The organism is Emticicia soli (assembly GCF_037860775.1).
Classification (GTDB): Bacteria; Bacteroidota; Bacteroidia; order Cytophagales; family Spirosomataceae; genus Emticicia; species Emticicia soli.
Window position 1 is genome coordinate 320,075 of the sequence record NZ_JBBEWC010000001.1, and the last position, 19,429, is coordinate 339,503.

General features: G+C 39.9%; 12 protein-coding genes and 1 tRNA gene. 3 read left to right on the plus strand and 10 right to left on the minus strand.

Annotation, left to right across the window (positions count from 1 at the left end; all coding sequences use genetic code 11):
• Positions 1 to 33: 33 nt before the first annotated feature.
• The 10 genes from WAE64_RS01420 to recG form a co-directional block, all read right to left on the minus strand.
• Complete coding sequence (locus tag WAE64_RS01420) at positions 34 to 2,679, minus strand: SbcC/MukB-like Walker B domain-containing protein (protein ID WP_340233661.1); 2,646 nt, start codon at positions 2,677 to 2,679, stop codon at positions 34 to 36.
• A 24-nt stretch (positions 2,680 to 2,703) separates the two neighbouring features.
• Positions 2,704 to 3,924, minus strand: coding sequence for a metallophosphoesterase family protein (locus tag WAE64_RS01425; protein WP_340233663.1), 1,221 nt, complete (start codon positions 3,922 to 3,924; stop codon positions 2,704 to 2,706).
• 109 nt (positions 3,925 to 4,033) lie between these two features.
• Positions 4,034 to 5,554: a GH3 auxin-responsive promoter family protein gene (locus tag WAE64_RS01430; protein WP_340233665.1), complete on the minus strand. Its 1,521-nt coding sequence runs from the start codon at positions 5,552 to 5,554 to the stop codon at positions 4,034 to 4,036.
• A 125-nt stretch (positions 5,555 to 5,679) separates the two neighbouring features.
• A complete protein-coding gene (locus WAE64_RS01435; RefSeq protein ID WP_340233667.1) occupies positions 5,680 to 6,510 on the minus strand; it encodes a glycerophosphodiester phosphodiesterase family protein in 831 nt (276 codons plus the stop codon).
• Positions 6,511 to 6,600: 90 nt separating this feature from the next.
• Complete coding sequence (locus tag WAE64_RS01440; RefSeq protein WP_379977855.1) at positions 6,601 to 8,826, minus strand: DUF5916 domain-containing protein; 2,226 nt, start codon at positions 8,824 to 8,826, stop codon at positions 6,601 to 6,603.
• Between the two features lie 121 nt (positions 8,827 to 8,947).
• Positions 8,948 to 10,129, minus strand: a complete 1,182-nt coding sequence (gene porV, locus WAE64_RS01445) for a type IX secretion system outer membrane channel protein PorV (RefSeq protein ID WP_340233671.1) — start codon at positions 10,127 to 10,129, stop codon at positions 8,948 to 8,950.
• Positions 10,130 to 10,228: 99 nt separating this feature from the next.
• A complete protein-coding gene (gene porU / locus WAE64_RS01450; RefSeq protein WP_340233673.1) occupies positions 10,229 to 13,666 on the minus strand; it encodes a type IX secretion system sortase PorU in 3,438 nt (1,145 codons plus the stop codon).
• A gap of 7 nt (positions 13,667 to 13,673) precedes the next feature.
• Positions 13,674 to 14,384, minus strand: coding sequence for a SprT-like domain-containing protein (locus WAE64_RS01455; RefSeq protein ID WP_340233675.1), 711 nt, complete (start codon positions 14,382 to 14,384; stop codon positions 13,674 to 13,676).
• Positions 14,385 to 14,454: 70 nt separating this feature from the next.
• Positions 14,455 to 15,318 (minus strand): alpha/beta fold hydrolase, encoded by an 864-nt coding sequence (locus WAE64_RS01460; protein WP_340233677.1) that lies wholly within the window; start codon positions 15,316 to 15,318, stop codon positions 14,455 to 14,457.
• Positions 15,319 to 15,427: 109 nt separating this feature from the next.
• Positions 15,428 to 17,533, minus strand: a complete 2,106-nt coding sequence (gene recG, locus WAE64_RS01465; protein ID WP_340233679.1) for an ATP-dependent DNA helicase RecG — start codon at positions 17,531 to 17,533, stop codon at positions 15,428 to 15,430.
• Between the two features lie 91 nt (positions 17,534 to 17,624).
• Here recG and WAE64_RS01470 point away from each other — a divergent pair.
• From WAE64_RS01470 to WAE64_RS01480, 3 genes are all read left to right on the plus strand, one after another.
• Positions 17,625 to 17,700 (plus strand) — tRNA-His (locus tag WAE64_RS01470).
• A 137-nt stretch (positions 17,701 to 17,837) separates the two neighbouring features.
• A complete protein-coding gene (locus tag WAE64_RS01475; RefSeq protein WP_340233683.1) occupies positions 17,838 to 18,602 on the plus strand; it encodes a GNAT family N-acetyltransferase in 765 nt (254 codons plus the stop codon).
• Positions 18,603 to 18,614: 12 nt separating this feature from the next.
• Positions 18,615 to 19,358 (plus strand): hypothetical protein, encoded by a 744-nt coding sequence (locus tag WAE64_RS01480; RefSeq protein WP_340233685.1) that lies wholly within the window; start codon positions 18,615 to 18,617, stop codon positions 19,356 to 19,358.
• Positions 19,359 to 19,429: the final 71 nt, after the last annotated feature.

Below are 19,429 nucleotides of genomic sequence, written 5' to 3' on the forward strand. Positions count from 1 at the left end.
ATATGCACCATTGCTAAAATCGTGCCTAAAAAATCACCAACTTGGCAATACCTTGCTACCTTCTTCGGTATTTTCTATCTTTAAGAATGTCTGAATTTCCTGTTGCAACTCATCAACGTGAGAGATAATACCCACAATGCGGTTTTCTTTGCGTAATGATTTCAAGGTTTCAAAAACAATCTGTAAAGACTCACGGTCTAAAGACCCGAAGCCTTCGTCGAGAAAGAAGAAATTATGCTTAGATTGTACACGATTATGAATATTATCGGCCAACGCCAAAGCTAAAGATAAAGCCGCCTGGAATTTCTGCCCGCCAGATAGCGTCTTAAGCAAGCGTGTTTTACCGCCATTCAGTAAATCTCGTACTTCAAAATCATTATCGGCGTTTACTTCCAGATGAAGCTGGTGGCGTGTCATGCGGTGGAAGCGTTCATTAGCCGCATGCGAAAGGTTTTTCAGATAAATGCTAGAAACAAAATCTACAAAACCATTGGCTTTAAAGAGCTTCTGTAAAGTATCAAGGTTATCTTTTCTGATTTCAAGCCGTTTTTTTTCAGCCAATAGCCTTTGTTTATTTTTCAGCGTCTCCCTACCACTTTGAATTTCTTTCTCGAGACTTCCTTCTTCTTTTTTTATTTCATTGAAACGTGCTTCGTTAGCTTTGATAGCGTCTTTTGTTAGCTGATGTTTCTCCGGCTCATATTGCTTGCCCTCAGCATCTTTTGTTAATTGCGCCAAAGCCTGTTGAGTAGCCTGCAAGTCGGTCTGGAACGCAAGTATCTCTGTGCGCTCTCTTTCAATAAGCAGGTTTTGTTTCAGAATAGCTATTACCTCGTCTTCTGATTCGAAACCATCAGTTTTTAATTGTGTTAAAATATTCTTCTGAATTAAAGCTAAAGCACTTGAATGATTTTCAAGATTAAGTAATAATGTTTTCTGGCTTCCTTCTATGCTCTTAATATTACCGTCAATCGCCCGGTGCTCAGCATCTAAGCGATTAAAAGTGTCAATAATTTTCCTAATGCTACTTTCAGTCTGTTGGCGCTGGGTTTCTATTTCCTCAAGGTTTTTACTTTCAAAATCAGCCCATTTGAATAGATTTAGCTGGCTAGATAGCGTTTTTTTCTGGCCTTCAAAACCAGCAAATTGCTCAGTAAGCAAGCTTAATGTTTTTTCATACCTATAGGCTTTGTCGGCATTGTGGTGGTCAATATCTACGCTCAGTTTTTTAATCTTTGCTTCTGCAGTTTCTATTTCTGATTTAAGATTTGCCTTTGTTATAGTTAGATTCTTGATTTTAGTATCAAAATCTTCTGCAGAACTCAAAACTTCAGGATGATGCACCGAGCCGCATAAAGGGCAAGGTTCGCTATCTTTCAGGGCATCGGCAAATTGTTGTAGCGACTTCTGTACTTTTAGATGAAGCAGTTCTTCATCTAATTTCTGTTCTGTTTTTTGTACTCTTAGTTCCTCTTTACGTTTTTCGAGGTTTTGTTCCAACGTGCTTTTATCAGCTATTAAACTTTTGATAAACTGCTCTTTTTCTTCAAGTTTTAGCTTACCGTTGGCAATTCTGTTTTGTATGTTTGTTCTCTCTTCTTCCAGGCTTTTTAAGCTTTTCAACACACCTAACTCCTTCGCTTTAGCAATGTATTCTTCACGCTTATCGTATTCGGTTTTTACGGTGCTTAGTTCGTTCAGAAGCGTTTGTAAGCGTAATTGGCTTTGCGCTAAGGCAGTCTGATTCTTGTCAGTTTCCACTTTATCTCTGCGGTAATCTATTTCCTTAGCAGTTTTTTGCTCAAACAAAGACTTAAAGTTTATGACACACTTTTCATAAAGTTTAAGTTTCTCTTCTCGTAGCTTAAACCAGTTTTCCTGTTCTTTCAGCTTTTCAAATTTATTGCTTGTATTGTTTAAATTAGCAAGTAGTTTAAATAATTCGTCTTGTTGTTTTTCTTCGTTGCGCTGCTGGCTTAATTCTATTTCAATGCTTTTATTCAGTTCTTTTTTAAGGCGTAAATCGTGCTCTTTTTGCTCAATGGCTTCGGGGGTTTCATCGCCTAGGCTTAATAATTGCCCGTTTACAATGTTGAGTTCTGCGTTATTGCGTTCAATCAAACGTTTATTCTTTTCAAACAAATCAAATTTTTCAAGGCCAAACAAAACCTTCATCATTTCAGAGCGTTCCTTCCCCTTAAGTTCAATAAATTCCTGAAAATTCCCTTGTGGAATAATAACCGTACGACGGAAATTCTCATAGCTTAAACCTATCACCTTTTCGGCTACGGCATCGGTTGTTATAGGGCTCCAGTTATCCGTCATCCATTGGTAGGCCTTGCGTTCTACTTTTACATCTTTAAAATTCTTGCTATTGCGCTTACCATGTACTACAAACCGATACTTATTATCTTCTTTTCCGGCCAGACACGTAAAATCAATCAATAGCTCGTCAGAGCTCAGATTGGTCATGTTGTAATATCGCTCATCGCCCGATTTGTTGAGTCGCTCGGTGTCGCCATAGAGTGCAAACATAATAGCCTCTAACACCGAAGATTTACCACTACCCACAGAGCCGAAAATCCCGAAGAGAGATGCACTAGTAAGGTTGTTGAAATCAATTTCCTGCTGGTTTTTATAAGAATAAAGCCCTTTTATTTTTAGATACTGAGGAATCATGTCTGGATAATTTTTAAATACGCACTATTCATTCTCTTCGGCCAATACTTCTTTTAGTAATAGCATCAGTTCGGTTGATACCTCCTGCCCCTTGCGGTTTCTGAAATACTCTTCAAAGAGTTTTTCAACACCCATCGAAAGATCAATAGCTAAGCCATCACCCTCAAAGCCACCTAAATTTTTGATTTCAGGAATAATCTGTATCAGCCCATCGTGGGCGTCAAGCAAACGTTTTTTTTCGCTCGCCTCTAAATACTTATCTGAAACGATAGTCAACTGAACCAGGCTATCGGGGTTTTCGGTAAGCCACAGAAGTGCATCATCTATATTATCAAATTTCTTTTTCAAGAGCACCTTTCCTTTTGTGAGGGCAATTGGCTTGTAATCTACCAGTCGGCCTGCTTCGGCTTCTATCAGTACTACATATTTGGTCTGGCTGGCTTCTGAAAAACTATAGGCTAAAGGGCTGCTAGAATATACAATAGGGCAAGGCGATGAATCTATTACCTGATAACGGTGCAAATGCCCTAGGGCGCTATAATGCACTTGTGTGGGCACATTTTCGGAGTAAATAACCGATGCGCCACCAATATGCAGAATCGGCCTTTCATCTTCCGGTTCTTCGGGCATTTCACCACCTTTTTTCATAAAAAACAGGTGGGTGGCCAACATATTAAAACCGGCGTTATCAAGGTATTTATCGGCTAAACTCTGCCAGTGGTTTTGTAGGTGTACCCGCAGGGCATCGTCGGTTTCTACAATACCCAAGAAAGTTTTTAAACGCTGCTCGTTAGCATAGGGTGTTAGTAAAACCCGAAGAGGGAAATCGCAATCGGGTATTTTTATTTCTATAAAGCCATTATCGACTCTTATTATTTCCAGACCTGCCCGCGTTTTGATAGGCTTTACGCTGAAATTCGGAAAACCCACAAAAACAATCCCACAGGCACGGGCTAGTGCATCGGGCACTTCAATACGTTCAGGCGAATCATGGTTGCCTGCAATGGCCACTACGGCTCTGCTACCATTGGCTGATAGCCGATGAAGCGTAGAATATAATAATTCCATCGCTTCTGATGATGGATTGAAATTATCGAATAGGTCTCCGGCTACTATTACAGCGTTTACAGCTTCACGCTCGGCAATCTCACAAATCTCGTCCAGTACTTCTCTTTGTTCGTCCAGCCGTAGATAATTATCTAGTCTTTTACCCAAATGCCAATCAGCAGTATGTAAGATTTTCATTGTGCTTGTTTAGGTTACAAGACTCGTATCTGAATCTTTGATTAATAGAAAAGCCACTGATTTCTGAAAATGAGTGGCTTTAAAAAATGATTATACAGAATCCGGCAAATCAACCTTTAACCATCTCTAAAATATCGTCTAAATACTCACGTGAGTTGCTCAGGCGAGGCACTTTGTTTTGCCCGCCAAGTTTACCACGTTTCGACATCCAGTTGTAAAAAGTGCCGTTTTCTACAAAGTGTACTTTAGGCTCTAGCAAAGCCATATTTTTATAACGCTTGGCGTCATAGTCTGAGTTTACTTTTCGTAGGGTTTCGTCCAGCGTTTTTACGAATACATCTTTGTCGTCAGGTTTATTCGAAAACTCTATTACCCATTCATGGCAGCCTTTGTTGCCTTCGCCCATATACACAGGGCCGGCGGTATAGTCAACCATAGTAGCACCCGAAGCTTTGCAGGCTTCTGTAATAGCAATATCGGCGTTTTCGATTACAACTTCTTCGCCAAAGGCATTAATAAAATGCTTGGTACGGCCACTTACTTTGATTCGGAACGGATACAATGAGGTAAACTTCACGGTATCTCCGATTTTATATCTCCACAAACCTGCATTGGTCGAAATCACCAAGGCATAATTTTTATCTAACTCAACTTCATCAAGTAGCAGGGTTTTTGGGTAGTCTTTATCCCATTCTTCCATCGGAATAAACTCATAGAATACGCCGTAGTCGAGCATCAATAACATTTCACCTATCCTGTCGAGTTCGTCCTGTATTGCAAAGAATCCCTCAGAAGCATTGTAGGTTTCAAGGTAAGACACCTGATTTGACGGAAAGAATTTACTTCGGAAAAGCTCTCGATATGGCTGAAATGCCACTGCGCCATGCACAAATACCTCGAAATCTTCCCAAACCTCCAGCATATTTTTCTTGCCTGTGCGCTCAAGAATATTTTCAAGTAACACGACCGTCCAGGTAGGAACACCCAGAATACTGGTAACATTTTCTTTTGAGCAAATTTCAATCATTTGCTCCATTTTTTCTTCCCAGTTTTCCATCAGGGCTACTTCGCTCGGTGGTGTACGTATGAAATCGGCCCATGCGGGTAGATTCTTTACAATTACTGCCGAAATATCGCCTGCTTGTGTATTGGCATTGAATGGGTTTTTATGAAGCGTTCCGCCTATCGATAAACCCTTGCCATCATAAAGATTTGCATTCGGTCGATTATTAAGATACAGCGTCATTACGTCTTTACCGCCTCTGTAATGGCAGTCTTCGAGTGATTCTTCTGATACCGGAAGAAATTTGCTACGGGAATTAGTTGTACCTGATGACTTTGAGAACCATTTAATATCAGAATACCAAAGCACGTTCTGCTCGCCTTTCAGTACTCTTTCGATATAAGGGTACAGTTCCTCATAGGTAGAAACAGGCACACGTTCCTGAAAATCTTTGATAGATTCAATACTAGAATAGCCATGTTTCAATCCCCATTCTGTATACCGGGCACTTTCAATGAGTCCATGAAATATACGTTCTTGCGTCTCTACAGGATACCGCACAAATTCCTCAATACGCTCGATACGTCTCTTAAGAAAAAAACCAAGTATGTCGTTTAAAATGCCCACGCTGAGTAAAGTCTGCTAAAAAACTACCTAAATTATATAAATTTCTTTGTTCCCACACAATTTCAAAACACTTGTTTTCTTTACTTCTAGTTAAAGCATTGATATTTAAGTATTTGAAATCTATCTTATAATCCCTTGGCTCTATCAGGATAATCTGTAATTACACCATCACAGCCAACGGCTTTTACTTTCTCCATTTCTTCACGTTTGTTCACTGTCCACGGAATCACTCTTATCCCTAAATCGTGCAATTGTTTTACACGTTCTGCATTTACTTGAGTAAAATAAGGGCTCCAGATATCCGGCTTAAACCCTAGTTTGTCAATATTCACCTGTACATCGTTATTAGCTCTTGGCTCAATCAATACGGCCATTGCTACTTTTTTGTACTTACCTGCCTGCATTTGCGCATGCCAGTATTTCAGCATATTATAATCGAAGCTCTGCATGTTTACACGCTCCAATGGCAATTCTTTTACAAGAATTTTATAAACCAAGTCTGAAAACTCAGCATAATCTGGTTGAGATTTGCCAATTTCTTTTTCGTTGCTTTTTATCTCTACATTGTATTTAACCGCAGGCAAACCTTTTTGTTTGGTGTACTTCTCAATCTCCCTTATCATATCTTTCAACAAGGGCTTATACACTTTCATTTTTTCTTGCTCCGGAAATCCCTTATTGCCACGCAAGCCTACATCATATTTTTTTATTTCTTTGTAATCGAGTGTATATAGGTTGCCTTGTGTTTCTTTCGTAACAAATTCACCTTTGGGGTCGGTTGTAATTTCAGGATTAAAATAAGTATCGTGCGAAACCACCACTTGCTTATCTTTTGAGATAACCACATCAAGTTCAAGCACATGCGCGCCTAAATCAATCGCCTTTTTGAACGATGGAATGGTGTTTTCGGGCACTAAGCCTCGTGCGCCACGGTGGCCTTCAATTTCGAAAGTCATAGTTTGAGCAAATGTTAAAACAGGAAATAAAAGCAATACTAAGAGTTTCATGTGTATTTAAGATTGAATAATGGCAAAAATTAATTGTTACTATACATTCCACCAGTAGGTAAACTTCACAACCAGACTTCGGTTTCTGACATGGAAAGTATCAGAAAAATAATTGTCGGTATAAACCAGAAATAAATCTGATGCCGGGCTATAGCGCCACTGTAAACGGGTGTTGATGTTAAAATTGTTGTTCTGGTTGTTAAATTGTACGAAATTAGTGAGAAACAATTTATTTGTAAAGGTAACATCGATTTTTGGACCTAATAGCCAAAGGTCGTATTGTTTATTTATTAATTCTTTTGGCAGAATCGGGTCTTCTCTGAAAGCCAGGCGGTTGAAGTTGGCACTCATAGTAATAGCTACATAGGGTTGGAAACGATAACCAATGTCTCCATTCAGGCGTAAACGTGTACCGTTGGCATAATAACCGCCATAACGGGTAGAAACAAAATACGTCAGCAATGCCTGTGGCTTAGAGGTATAATCGAAACCAAACGAGTTCCATTTGTGCTCGCTACCTGTTGGTAAAGGTATTTTAGCAAAATTACCTGTAGGGTCAAAAGGATTCAAGAGTTTCACGTAGTTGTGTGCTGCCCATACAAACAAGTTATTAGTTTTACGGAAGTTGATTTTATACCCAATCAGTTTTTCATTTTCTGTTTCTTCCGAAAAATCTTTTGTTAAATAGTGTGTCAGTATCACCGTAGGGCCATGACTCAACACAGTTCCTCCGGCTTTCGGGAACATCAGATAAGCTACTTGTGGGCTTAGTTTACTGTAATTGATACGTGGCACATAGCCTACTTCGGCCGAGTAGGTGTTACCTACTCGCTCAACTTGTACGCCTGTAACCCATTTTTTAGAAGTATAAAGAATGTTTCCGGCTAACACATCATCATTATTCTTTTTATCAGGACTAAAAGAGCTTAAATACAAGAATTTACCCGTCCAGTCATTGTTTTTAGAAGCCAAGTTATACTCAATACCAAAATTACGATTGAAGCGAGATAAATTATTAAGCCTGATTAAAGAATCAGATACCGACCCATAGCCAAGCGTTTCTTTATTAACAAGCATTACGGCTATGTTAGAGCGGGCAAACATACGGCGTTGCAAAGCTATTACGCCAAAGTTTTGTGCAGGCACGCCAACTTCGTTTTTTCCTGTCTGCATATTCATGAAACCAATGCGCCAGTCTTTGTTAAGCTTGCCACTTAGCCTTGCACCAAAATTGATAGGTGCATTTAAACCGATACGACGTGAAAAAAACGGGCGGATATTCTGATACCCAAAATTGGTAAACAAGTCGCCGTTTTCTAAGAAAAACTGTCTTCTTTCGGGGAATAATAATTCAAAACGGTCGAGATTGGTTTGTTGTTGGTCTACTTCTACCTGTGAGAAATCAGGGTTTACTGTCAAATCAAGATTAAGTGAAGAAGTAAGTCCGATTTTGGCATCAAAACCTATATCGCCTCTTAATTTAGTAGGCGACTTTACCTCCTGGTTTGCGCTTACGCCCCCAAGTGCATAAGGAATAATAGAGATATTTGAGCCTGCTTGTGGCGGTGGCTGGTCCCATACCAATGATGCTGCATAAGCCAACGAAGCCGTAGCAAACTGACGAGGCACAGGTGCCCAAGCCGATTTTTCGGTAGTTTTTAAATCAAGGCGGCTGAAATTTACACCCCAACGAGTGATGCCTTTTTTATAACGGAGGGTCTTAAACGGAATGGCTGCTTCCCACACCCATTTATCGTCATCGTGTTTTACTTCTGATGTCCATTTGTTTTCCCAACTCAAATTTGCCGAACTGCCATTATAAAGTAAACCATCCCATTGAGCACCGTAGGCATTTGCACCAAAGGTAAAACCGTTGGTTTGGTCATCGAAAGTATCAATAAACAATAAATCGTTGTCGTTTTTGCCAAAATTGAAATCCCGTTTCAGCGATTCAACCATGTAGGGGCCGGGTACTTTCTCATAATTGATAAAGAGCACATAAAGGTTTTTGTCATCATAGGTCATTTTTACTTCTGTTCTTACCATAGCTTTGCTGGTATCCATTGGTAAAACCTGATGAAAATCGGTAGCTAGTTGTGCCTCTGCCCAAGCTCGTTCGTCTGCAATCCCATCGATTTTTATGGGCGATGTAGCCGGATGAATGCGGTATTCAATTTTGTCGTTTTTCTTTTGGGCATAATTAGTAAGAGAGAGAAAAACAAAAAGGCATAGGTTAAGGCTAAAGTAAGAAAGTTTTCTAAAAATAGGTTTCAAGTTTTTATACGTTATAAGGTTGAAACGTAAATTTACTTAACCTAAAAACAAAAACCTCACAAGTTTGAAAAAACTGTGAGGTTTCATATAATTTATCTTATAAATCTTTGTTCTATTCTGTTGCTTCTTCTGTTGGAGAACTCGCTTTTTTCGATTGCATATTGAAAATCAAAGAGATACGCCATGTATTGGCAAGCGCATTACCTTGTGTAACCGGAATCAGGTACGCAAAGTCAATACCGTAGCTATCTTTAAGTCTTAAACCCAAACCTGCTGTTACATAGCTTTTACCACCTTTAAAACTACTTTGACCGAAGTATCCGGCACGTACGGCAAACATTTTGCTATACCAGTACTCAACACCTGTAGAAAGTGTAAACTCTCTTATTTCTTCTTTGAAACCATCTGGTGCATCAGAGAAAGAAGAGAAAATAGCTTGAATAACACCCAAATCATCAGGGTTTTTACCTTTAATAATATTACCGTTGTTGTCTTTCAATGGCGGTGTTGGTACTAATAATTTGTTTACATCTACCAAAAAGTTAAACTCGTTGAAGTTGTCTATTCTATAGTTTAAGTTACCGCCCAGTTTCAGGTTTGTTGGTAAGAAATAACGACCTCTACCGTAGTCTACTTTACCACCAAGGTTCTGAATCACAGCACCTGCTGAAAACGCAGCGCCTTTTTCTCTATTTCTTTTGGCCGGAGAATCTTGCGTATAGTAAAAAGATATATCACCCGCTACCGTATTGGCAGGTTTACTTGCCGTGTTATTTATTATTTGTGAGCCAATGAGGTTTGAGTGAATATATTTAAGGTTCAACCCCATAGCAATATCTCTGCTTAGTTTACGGGTATATCCGGCGGCAATGTTCAAATCTCTTGACTGGAAAGTACCTGTTTCTTCACCAAACGCGTTTCTGAACTCAAAAGTACCCTGGTTAAAATAAGTCATTGAAAAAGCTAGCACCTGGTCTTTAGCTACTTTTTTGTAAAAAGACGCATTTAATAAATCCATGTCATCAACCAAGTCTCTTAACCAAGGGGTATATGATACTGTTGCTCCCACAGATTGGTCTATAAATGGTAGTTTTGCAGTATTCCAATACATAGAATAGGCATCAGGGGTAGACGCCGCACCTGCATCGCCTAAAGCGCCAGCTCTTGAATCTGGTGAAAAAGTCAGGAATGGAACAGCAGTAGCAGGGGCTCTTGTAACCCCATTTTGTGCTTGCGCAGAAAGTGAATTTATTAAAACTAAACTCGCCAAAGTGGCTAATAATTTGCTTTTCATGAGAGCTTTTTTTTCAATCTGCCCAAAATAGGGGCGCTTTAATATGATAATGTATCGGATCTATTGATTTAAGGCACCAAATATAACAGTTTTTCTTAGTTACTTCCAAAACACTAATTTTCCGGACGAATAAGTTTTTATTCTATGGTTAAGAAAATTGGCCGAAATACGATACAAATAAGTACCAACTACCCACTCTTGGGGGTCAATATTCATGCCAATGCTCAGTGTTTTCAGGCATGAATAACATAACTCTGCCTGCTCAAAAATTGTTCGACCTGTTTTATCAAAAACCTTAATTTCGAACTCAATATCTTCGCCCTCGGCGTTGTGTTCAATAAAAAAACTAGTTGCTCCCTGAAAAGGATTAGGGTAATTGTATGCTTGTATTAAGCTAAATTTTGGGTTCTCTACTATGAACTCTAACGATGCCTCCGAGGAATTATTATAGATGTCCCAGATTTTTAATTTTATGATATATTTACCTGCCGGAAGCTTTCCGAAAGGGTATTTCAATACTCCTTTCGTATAGTCTTCATAACTCATAAAATACTGATTGGCAACAACTTGCAAAGTATCATTGAGCGTAATAAGCATTTCGTGGCCAATACCTGCCTGCGATAAATTAATACCACTTTCGTCAGAAATACGGGCTTCAAGCATATTATTTGTATCTACAAAAAGTTCAATTTCAGGGCCTTGCGTATCTACGCTGGTGGCGGTCTCGCTGCCGCCAATCAATACCCTGTCAAAGCTCCCGATGGCGTCACTGCTGCTGTCGGCTACAAATGCATAGCAATTGATTTTACCTGCTCCTAATTGGTAATTAATGTCTTTCGGAACAATGAAATTTACAGAAAAAACACCATTTTTAACTGCCACCCTTCCCTCAAAAATCTTATTCTGATAAACCTGATAAGTAAATTTTTCAGTTTTTTGTCCTAAAGTGCTAACTGTTGATGGTTTATCTAAAACTGAAACAATTACGTAACCATTAAAATTGGATTTTAGTTTATCAGAACCCGCTTCTTGTATCACACCTTCAATGTTTACTTTGGCTAAGGCTTTCAAGGTTTGGTTATCGGGTGCTTGCCCGTTGATTTTTGTAATCGTTACTTTATCGGCCGGATACGCCAGCTTCATAGATGGGTCGCCGAGTAATGAAAAATTACGGTTATTTACATTGCTGAGCGAGTTGTTTTTGGTAAGCCTGAAAATATCGCCCAGTCGCCAGTTGATGTTCTGTTTTTCTATTGCAAAGGCAGCATAGAATGCGTTATTGAGCAAGAAATTGGTGTAAGAATATACCGGACGAGTAGTAGTTAGTAAGCCTATTGCGCCTCCTCTCGGGCTCAGCATAGCTATTTCAGCACCAGATACAACCGAGGGGTCATCAAAGCGGCCAAATGAACAGGTAGCAGTAAGAAACACCGGCATATTACTAAGGTTTCGCCACGCCTCTATCTGGCCTATTGTCAGTATTTTTTCTTCTGTCCAACCATCGGGGCCGCCGTGTCCGCTGTAATTCACAATTAAACTGCCTTCGTTTACTGCTTTGTTTAAAGCCTTGTTAGCATCAGGTGCTAGCGTGCCCGACGAAGTAGATATTTGCTTGTAATTATCAACATAAATTTTGCTGGTACTTATGTTTTTGTCTTGTGCTTCTATCAAGCTGGCAATTCTATCAGCATCTTGCTGGTGAATGTTTCCGTCGCCATCATCTGCAACAAAACTTATTTTGCCTCGCCAGCGGCCAATTGTTTTGGCATTTTTTGCATAGTAAATAAGTTTATCTACCACATTTTTAGCTTCTTCTACCGATTTAGCCGGAAGCCTCCCTACGCTTACATCTAATGTGTGGTTGCCCTGATTATTCTCTGCCCATTCGCCTTCATGTGTCTCAAGAAAACCCAGATAATCGTCAGACGAAAAGCTCAGAATCGGACTCAGCGATTCACGGCTTTCATAAGTAGGGATGTATAAATCAGGATTCACATACGAAAACTTATGATTGTTTTTGTAATCGTAGGTGGCATCACCAAACAAAAGCAGGTATTTAAACTTGGCAGGATTTTTTTGCCATAAAAAACGAGCAAAATCACGGATAGCACTTACATCAGGCCGACCTGATGCAAACTCATTATAAACCTCGTTAGTAGTAGCTACAATTACCGATAGGCCATCGTTACTTCTTCTAAAATCAGCTAGCCTTTCTGCCTGGTTTTTCCATTCGGGTAAAGTAACAATCAGCAACTCGGGCACTTCTACTTCATGCAGGTTTTGATTGGCTATTTTGCTTACTGTATTGGGCTCTAAGAGATTCTTATCATTAAACAGTACAAATGTTTTTAACAAGCCTGCCGTTGATGCGCCAAAACTAGCTTCTGCTCCACTGATAGTATAAGCTATATTGTCAGGTACTTGGGCATTACTAATGTCCCAGATTTTTGATTGTGCGTTGGCTTGGGCTACTTTAAACTGTACATTGGGGCTATTAAGGCTTTCTAATGCCCTTACGATTGTCTGAGACTCGTAAAATTGCAAAGCCCTCTTGGCTTGTATCTGGTAGTAGTTCAGATAAGCTGTAGCCGACGACTGACCACCTTTGTTATGCGTATAAGTAAGTTTTATTGAATTTCCACTCTGAACGGTTGCTGTAAAAGTTGAGGTATTTTCTGTCCCTTTTATGTCATAAATACCCTTGGCATCGTATTGTCCGGCTCTTATAGGCTGAAATATATTGCTACCTATATCGGTGTTATTGAGTTTCAAAGCCAATTGAGTTGAAACATACGCAGTACCAACAGCCGAAGAGGTAATTTTTATGTTTGAATTGGGTATTAAACCCTCAATTGTCTCATTAAAAGAAAGTTCGCTATTGATACCAAATGACTCGCCATACCACTCTCGGCCCGAGCCGCTTAACTCTCTTGCGCCTGAGCTTATCAGATTCCGTTGGTCTAGTTCATGAAACCGGAAATCATCAAAAGTAGTAATTGTTTGAGAAGACTGAACCGAATTCGCATTTTTGATACGTAGCCCTGGTGAATCTGAAACAGTAAGAAAAACAAAACTTGAGTCGGAATAGTAGTTATTCTGGTGCTTAAGTCGTTGTTGGTTACTATCATAAAATATAACATGCGGGCTTTCGGCATAAAACAAAATATAATCGGCCTCATCAAATTTACCATCGGCTTCGCCAATTACTTCAATGGCGTTTTCGATTAAATCATTGGGGCGTGGCTGTGCATTAGCTTGTGGCAACATTGCGCCGCCATTACCATAAAGCCTGATATACTGCGGATTAATTTGGGTAATATCAATACCCGCTTGCTTTAAAAAATTGGCATTGATTCGGTGAACACCTGTTTGTGTAGTTGCTATTTTGTACCAAGTCCCTTTGCTTAAAACCGACGATTGGCCTGAAACTGTTTGGCTATACAAAAGCACAAAACAACCCATAAAAAGCCATCGGGCAGGTTGCAGCCCGATAAACAAGGTTCTGGAAAAAATTTTATTTAGGTAGTAAAGATTCATTCATTTGTTATGCTTCTAGCAAATTAACCCTTGCCGTAGCTAAAATAGTATATCTTCTTTTACTGGTTCGTTCCATACACAATATGCGGGTGCGGCGTTTTTCTAATCGCTGAAATACGGTATTACGGAATGTGAACCATTGATTATCGGCAACATCGGCCAACAAAACGCCATTTTGCTCAAATATTTCGAAACCTTGCAATGCTTTGGCCAATGGCGCATAACTCACCGACGAAGCCGCAGGATTTGCCATGTATTGCGTAAGCGGAACAAGTACCGTTTCAGGAAAAACGTTCAAATTAAGGATTGGTGACATAAGTACCTGGAAATTTTTTTTCCATTCTTTGCCATGCGGTTCTATTTTCCGGCGAGATTTGTTTAACCAGGCTCTTTGGTGTGCAATTTCATGAACATAGGTTATCACGAAAGCATAAGTACTTAAATCGTTATTAACCGTAATTTTATGTTGCCCATCACGAAAAGTATAATTGCCAAAACACGAACTACGTGAGCGTGAAATTTTAAACGAAAAGGGTTGTTCTTTCCACAACTCAAAGCAATACTCAACCGCATGGGCGGGCACATGTTTGCCAAGCAATTCTTGCATTTTTTTGGCTACCTCTGGTGTATAAGTCTGAACAGGTGCAGTCGAAGGTGCAACAGGTGTTGGTTCTTGAAAATTCTTTTTTACTATTTTAAACAATTGGGAAAGCGACATGGAAAACACTTTTTATCAAAATTAGGAGATAAAACCTTTATTTTATAATTTTTCGAAAGGCTTTAATAAATTATCTTTCAATACTTTTCAGAATAGCCTTATTGATCAACTCAGGGTTTGACCACGGCACAAAATGATTCATGTCGTCTTTTATCCAGATTTCAACACTTTCGGCATTTGTTAACATTCTTTTGGCAAAAGCCGCATTTTTTGGGTCAACCAATATATCTTTAGCACCCTGAATCACAATACAAGGCTGCTTAATAGATTGCCATAAAGGCAACATTGCCTCGAGCTCTTGTTTCAGATAAATTATTTCGTCGTTCGAAGCTCTGAAACTTTTAGGTATTATATACCTGATTCCTACAAAATCCAGTACATATCTATACCATGTAGATGGCTCTAAGGCTGGATCAATAGAACCTGCTACAAATACCAGATTATCAACCAACTCGGGGTAGTCAATCGCCATTCGGGCAATCACAGGCCCACCAAGCGAATGCCCTATTAGTATAACTTTCTTACCCTGTGCCTTATATTGAGCCACAATAGGTTTTAGGTATGCCGCTTGCTTAGCCAGAGATTTTTCGCCTTTACCAAAGTCAGAATAACCAAACCCGATTCTATCAACCGAAACTATTTTTGCTTTTTTTAATAGAGCTGAATCTTTCATAAAACCCGCAAAAGCACTCCACGAACCTGGCGAACCATGTACAAAAAATGCTACAGGAAGAGAATCATTTCCGATTTCGGCATAATTAATAGATTTACCCAATACCTGTATTTTATGTTGCTTCGGAATGCCATGACCAGCAAAGTACTCTTTAAGGTCATTGTCGCTCATTCTGAAAGACATACAACCCGAAAAGAGTTGCGACAATAACAAAATGCATAAGTAGCCAATAAAAATTCTAGCAGTAAATTTCTTTAGCATTCGGGTTCCTTTTTGATTAGCTAACAAAAAAACAACCTTAAATATTACAGCAGACAGATTAAATTATGGTTTCCATTGAGTAAACAGTATTAAACCAGATTCTCTGTTTCTAGCTAATGCGGCTCCAGTTGGTTTCGTTGTTGCGCAGGTTTTGAATATGGTGCCTGATTGGTGCATTCTCTGCGCTTTGCAGATCAGGGTCATTATCGAGTATTTCCATAGCCGCTTCACGGGCATATTTCAAAATTTCACCATCTTTAGCCAAATCGGCTACTTTTAAATCGAGCATACCACTTTGTTGCGTTCCGGCCATATCGCCCGGCCCTCTCAATGACAAATCAACCTCCGAAATCTCAAAACCATTATTAGTTCGCACCATTGTTTCAATGCGGGTGCGGGTTTCTTTGGCTATCTTATAATCTGTCATCAGAATACAATACGATTGCTCTGCCCCTCGCCCAACCCGACCTCTCAACTGGTGTAACTGCGATAACCCAAAACGATTGGCACTTTCAATCACCATTACAGAGGCATTTGGTACGTCTACCCCTACTTCTATTACTGTTGTGGCAACCAATATCTGGGTTTCTTTATTCTTGAAACGCTGCATTTCGTAATCTTTCTCTTTCCAACCCATTTTACCATGAACTATGCTAAGCATATATTCAGGAAACGCCCTTGCAATACTTTCGTAACCATCCATCAGATTTTTGAACGAAAGCGTTTCAGACTCTTCAATGAGCGGGTACACAATATACACCTGTCGGCCTTTAATAAGTTCGCTTCTCAGAAATTCAAACACCCGTAGGCGGTCAGAATCGTATCGGTGAATAGTCTTGATAGGTTTACGCCCTGCCGGTAATTCATCAATCATCGATACATCTAAATCTCCGTAAAGCGTCATAGCCAGCGTTCGGGGAATAGGTGTGGCCGTCATGACCAGAATATGTGGTCGGAAGTTCTGGTTTTTATCCCATAGCTTAGCTCTTTGCGCTACCCCAAAACGGTGTTGCTCATCAATAATACATAGGCCCAGGTTCTTAAACTGCACGTGGTCTTCGAGCACGGCGTGTGTTCCGACCAAAATATGAATACTGCCATCAAGTAAGCCTTCATTAATAGCCCTACGTGCTTTTTTGCCTACTGAGCCGGTTAGTTCGGCAATTTTTATACCTATTAAATCAGCAAAACGTTTAAGATTAGTATAGTGTTGGTCTGATAAAATTTCGGTTGGGGCCATCAAACAAGCCTGTGCGTTGTTATCAATAGCCAGTAGCATCGTGATAAACGCTACGATGGTTTTACCGCTTCCTACATCGCCTTGCAAAAGGCGATTCATTTGCTTACCCGAACGCAAATCCTCAAAAATCTCACGAATTACCCGTTTCTGCGCACCTGTTAAATCAAATGGCAGATGATGCTGATAAAATTCAGTAAGTAACTGTGTTTTGGTAAAAATCTGCCCGGCGTAATTATCCCGGCGGATAAGTTTTTGTTTAATAAGGCGAAACTGATTGTAGAATAGCTCTTCAAATTTTAGCCTTCTGGTTGCATGCCGGAGCGCATCAAAATTAAACGGGATATGGATATGGTAAATAGCCTCCTGTTTTGAAATCAGCCTGAAACGCTGAATTAGCGGCGCAGGTAAAGTTTCGTGGATATGATGCACCGCTGTTTCTAGCAATGTTTTCATCCATTTGCTTATCTGCTTGCTATCAACATATCGCTTGCGGATTTTATCGGTCAATGAATATACTGGCTGAAAATGCCCCCCCCGTTCGTTTTCGGCTGTCAGCATATCCATTTCAGGGTGGCTCATTTGCCATCGGCCGTTAAAAACCGTTGGTTTGCCATATACAATATAGTCGCCCTGCAAGCGCAAAGTTTTCTCCAGAAAAGTAATACCCTGAAACCAGCTTAACTCCAACATTCCGGTGCCATCGGTAAACTGCGCAATCAATCGTTCTTTTGAGCCCTCGCCAATACGCTCCCAAGAGCGCAAACGCCCTTTTATTTGTGCGGCAGGCATGGCCTCATTCAATTCACTTATCCGATGAAACTGGGTGCGGTCTTCGTGCCTAAAAGGATAATATTCTATTAAATCACCAAAAGTGAAGATATTCAATTCCTTATTAAGAAGCTCGGCTTTTACACTACCTACACCCTTCAGGAATTCAATTTTTGTATCAAAAAAAGATGTTCTTCGCTCGCTCATAATCCCTAATTTAGTAGTAAAAGCAAAAATGAGCAATTTTTTTTTGATTTTTTAGAAAAACTTTCTACATTTGCAGTCCGTAAGCACGCATGGAGGTCTTAGCTCAGTTGGTTAGAGCGTCGGATTGTGGTTCCGAAGGTCGTGGGTTCGAGCCCCATATTCCTCCCAGATTCCCCTTAAAACATAGTTTTGAGGGGATTTTTTGTTTTAGGGGCTTATAAATACTACAAAATTCCCCCACGCCCACAAAAAAAGAACTACCAAAGGCACAATAAAAAAGGGCACAATTCAATTATTGAATTTTATGCCTGATACCATGCACTTCAACATCATTAAAGTTACTTTACAGGAAATACTGCCCTATCGGGATTTGTTTTTGCACGAAATAAACCGCCAAATCAGGTATAATGCTTGCCACGAGCGTGGCTGGTCTGATTCTTATCTCTTATATGCCAACGATGCAGTGATTGGCTACGGCTCAGTAAAGGGGCAGGAAACAGCCGATAGAGACACTATCTTTGAATTTTATCTGTTACAGGGTTATCAGCATTTGGCTAGCCGTATTTTCCCCTATTTATTGGCGGCATCAGGCGCAAAGTTTATCGAAACCCAAAGCAATGCCATGTTGCTTACCACAATGCTTTATGAATATGCTACGGGAATCAGAGCCGATGCTATTTTGTTTGAAGAAGACCAAACAACCTGCTTAGCAGTACCTGAGGTAAATTTCCGCTCAAAAGAAGATTACGAAAGCACTTTTGGCAAAAAGGTTGAAGACGGGAGCAATTATGTGCTCGAACTGGGCGGAGAGGTAGTAGCTTCGGGAGATTTTTTATTGCATTATAACAAACCTTTTGCAGATTTGTATATGGAAGTAAGCGAAGCCCACAGACAAAAAGGCTTGGGCTCATTTTTGATACAAGAATTAAAGAAAGTTTGCTATCAGGCAGGCAGAGTTCCGGCAGCTCGTTGTAGCATTCAGAACAAAGCCTCAAAAGCTACCCTGCTGAAAGGTGGTTTGCGGGTAGCAGGTTGTATGCTGATAGGAGAAATAAAAAAGAGCAGTTAACTCTATTAAACCATGACTTACCACATTTTAAATGGCAACTCCTTAGCTGATATTTTCGGTGAAGCCAACATTACAGGAGAAATTGTTGTTATAAGAGAAGCGTTGATTGAAGGTAATCTGGCCGGAAATACACTGGCTGAATTCTGGCAAAACAGAGCAGACAGTTTAGGTGTCAGCCTTGAACAATATGAGTCGGGTTCGGTCAGCGAATTTAATAAAATCATTCATGCACCTGATAGCTCTATTTTTAACCTGTGGTTTGGGTATGATTTATTCTGTCAGGCCAACGTATGGTTTATACTTTCGTTGATTAATGACCTAAAGACTAAAAAGGAAGTTTACATGGTTTATCCTACCTTTTTAGCCGAAGCCGACATCTGGTTGGAGTTTGGGCGTGCCAATGCTGATGATTTAAGGCTAAGTTTATCAAACAAAGTTCGCTTTGAAGAGCAAGACTTTCAGTTGGCACATAAACTATGGCAAGCCTATAAAAACCAAGACCTTGATACACTGGCAAAACTGGCCGAAAGTAAATCGGCGTGTTTCCCTTATCTGAAAGAAGTTTGCAAAGCACATATCGAACGCTTTGCTACTGATGCACAAGCGAGCCGACCTGAGCGTGTGCTAGCTGGTATTTTAGAGGATGGCGAAACCGATTTTTATGCCGTTTTCCGTAAATTTAATGCGCAAGAGGGTATATATGGTTTTGGCGACTCGCAGCTAAAGCCTATTTATGATAAACTTCTTGCTGTGTGAGAGCCCGATTTTTTCAAAAAAAATAAATAGCCAATAAAGGTTTATCGAGTTTTTATTAACTTCGTCTACAA

Coding starts and splice junctions, on each gene's coding strand:
- WAE64_RS01420 (WP_340233661.1), bottom strand. CDS start 2,679: ATGATTCCTCAGTATCTAAAAATAAAAGGGCTTTATTCTTATAAAAAC.
- WAE64_RS01425 (WP_340233663.1), bottom strand. CDS start 3,924: ATGAAAATCTTACATACTGCTGATTGGCATTTGGGTAAAAGACTAGAT.
- WAE64_RS01435 (WP_340233667.1), bottom strand. CDS start 6,510: ATGACTTTCGAAATTGAAGGCCACCGTGGCGCACGAGGCTTAGTGCCC.
- porV (WP_340233671.1), bottom strand. CDS start 10,129: ATGAAAAGCAAATTATTAGCCACTTTGGCGAGTTTAGTTTTAATAAAT.
- porU (WP_340233673.1), bottom strand. CDS start 13,666: ATGAATCTTTACTACCTAAATAAAATTTTTTCCAGAACCTTGTTTATC.
- WAE64_RS01455 (WP_340233675.1), bottom strand. CDS start 14,384: ATGTCGCTTTCCCAATTGTTTAAAATAGTAAAAAAGAATTTTCAAGAA.
- WAE64_RS01460 (WP_340233677.1), bottom strand. CDS start 15,318: ATGCTAAAGAAATTTACTGCTAGAATTTTTATTGGCTACTTATGCATT.
- recG (WP_340233679.1), bottom strand. CDS start 17,533: ATGAGCGAGCGAAGAACATCTTTTTTTGATACAAAAATTGAATTCCTG.
- WAE64_RS01475 (WP_340233683.1), top strand. CDS start 17,838: ATGCCTGATACCATGCACTTCAACATCATTAAAGTTACTTTACAGGAA.
- WAE64_RS01480 (WP_340233685.1), top strand. CDS start 18,615: ATGACTTACCACATTTTAAATGGCAACTCCTTAGCTGATATTTTCGGT.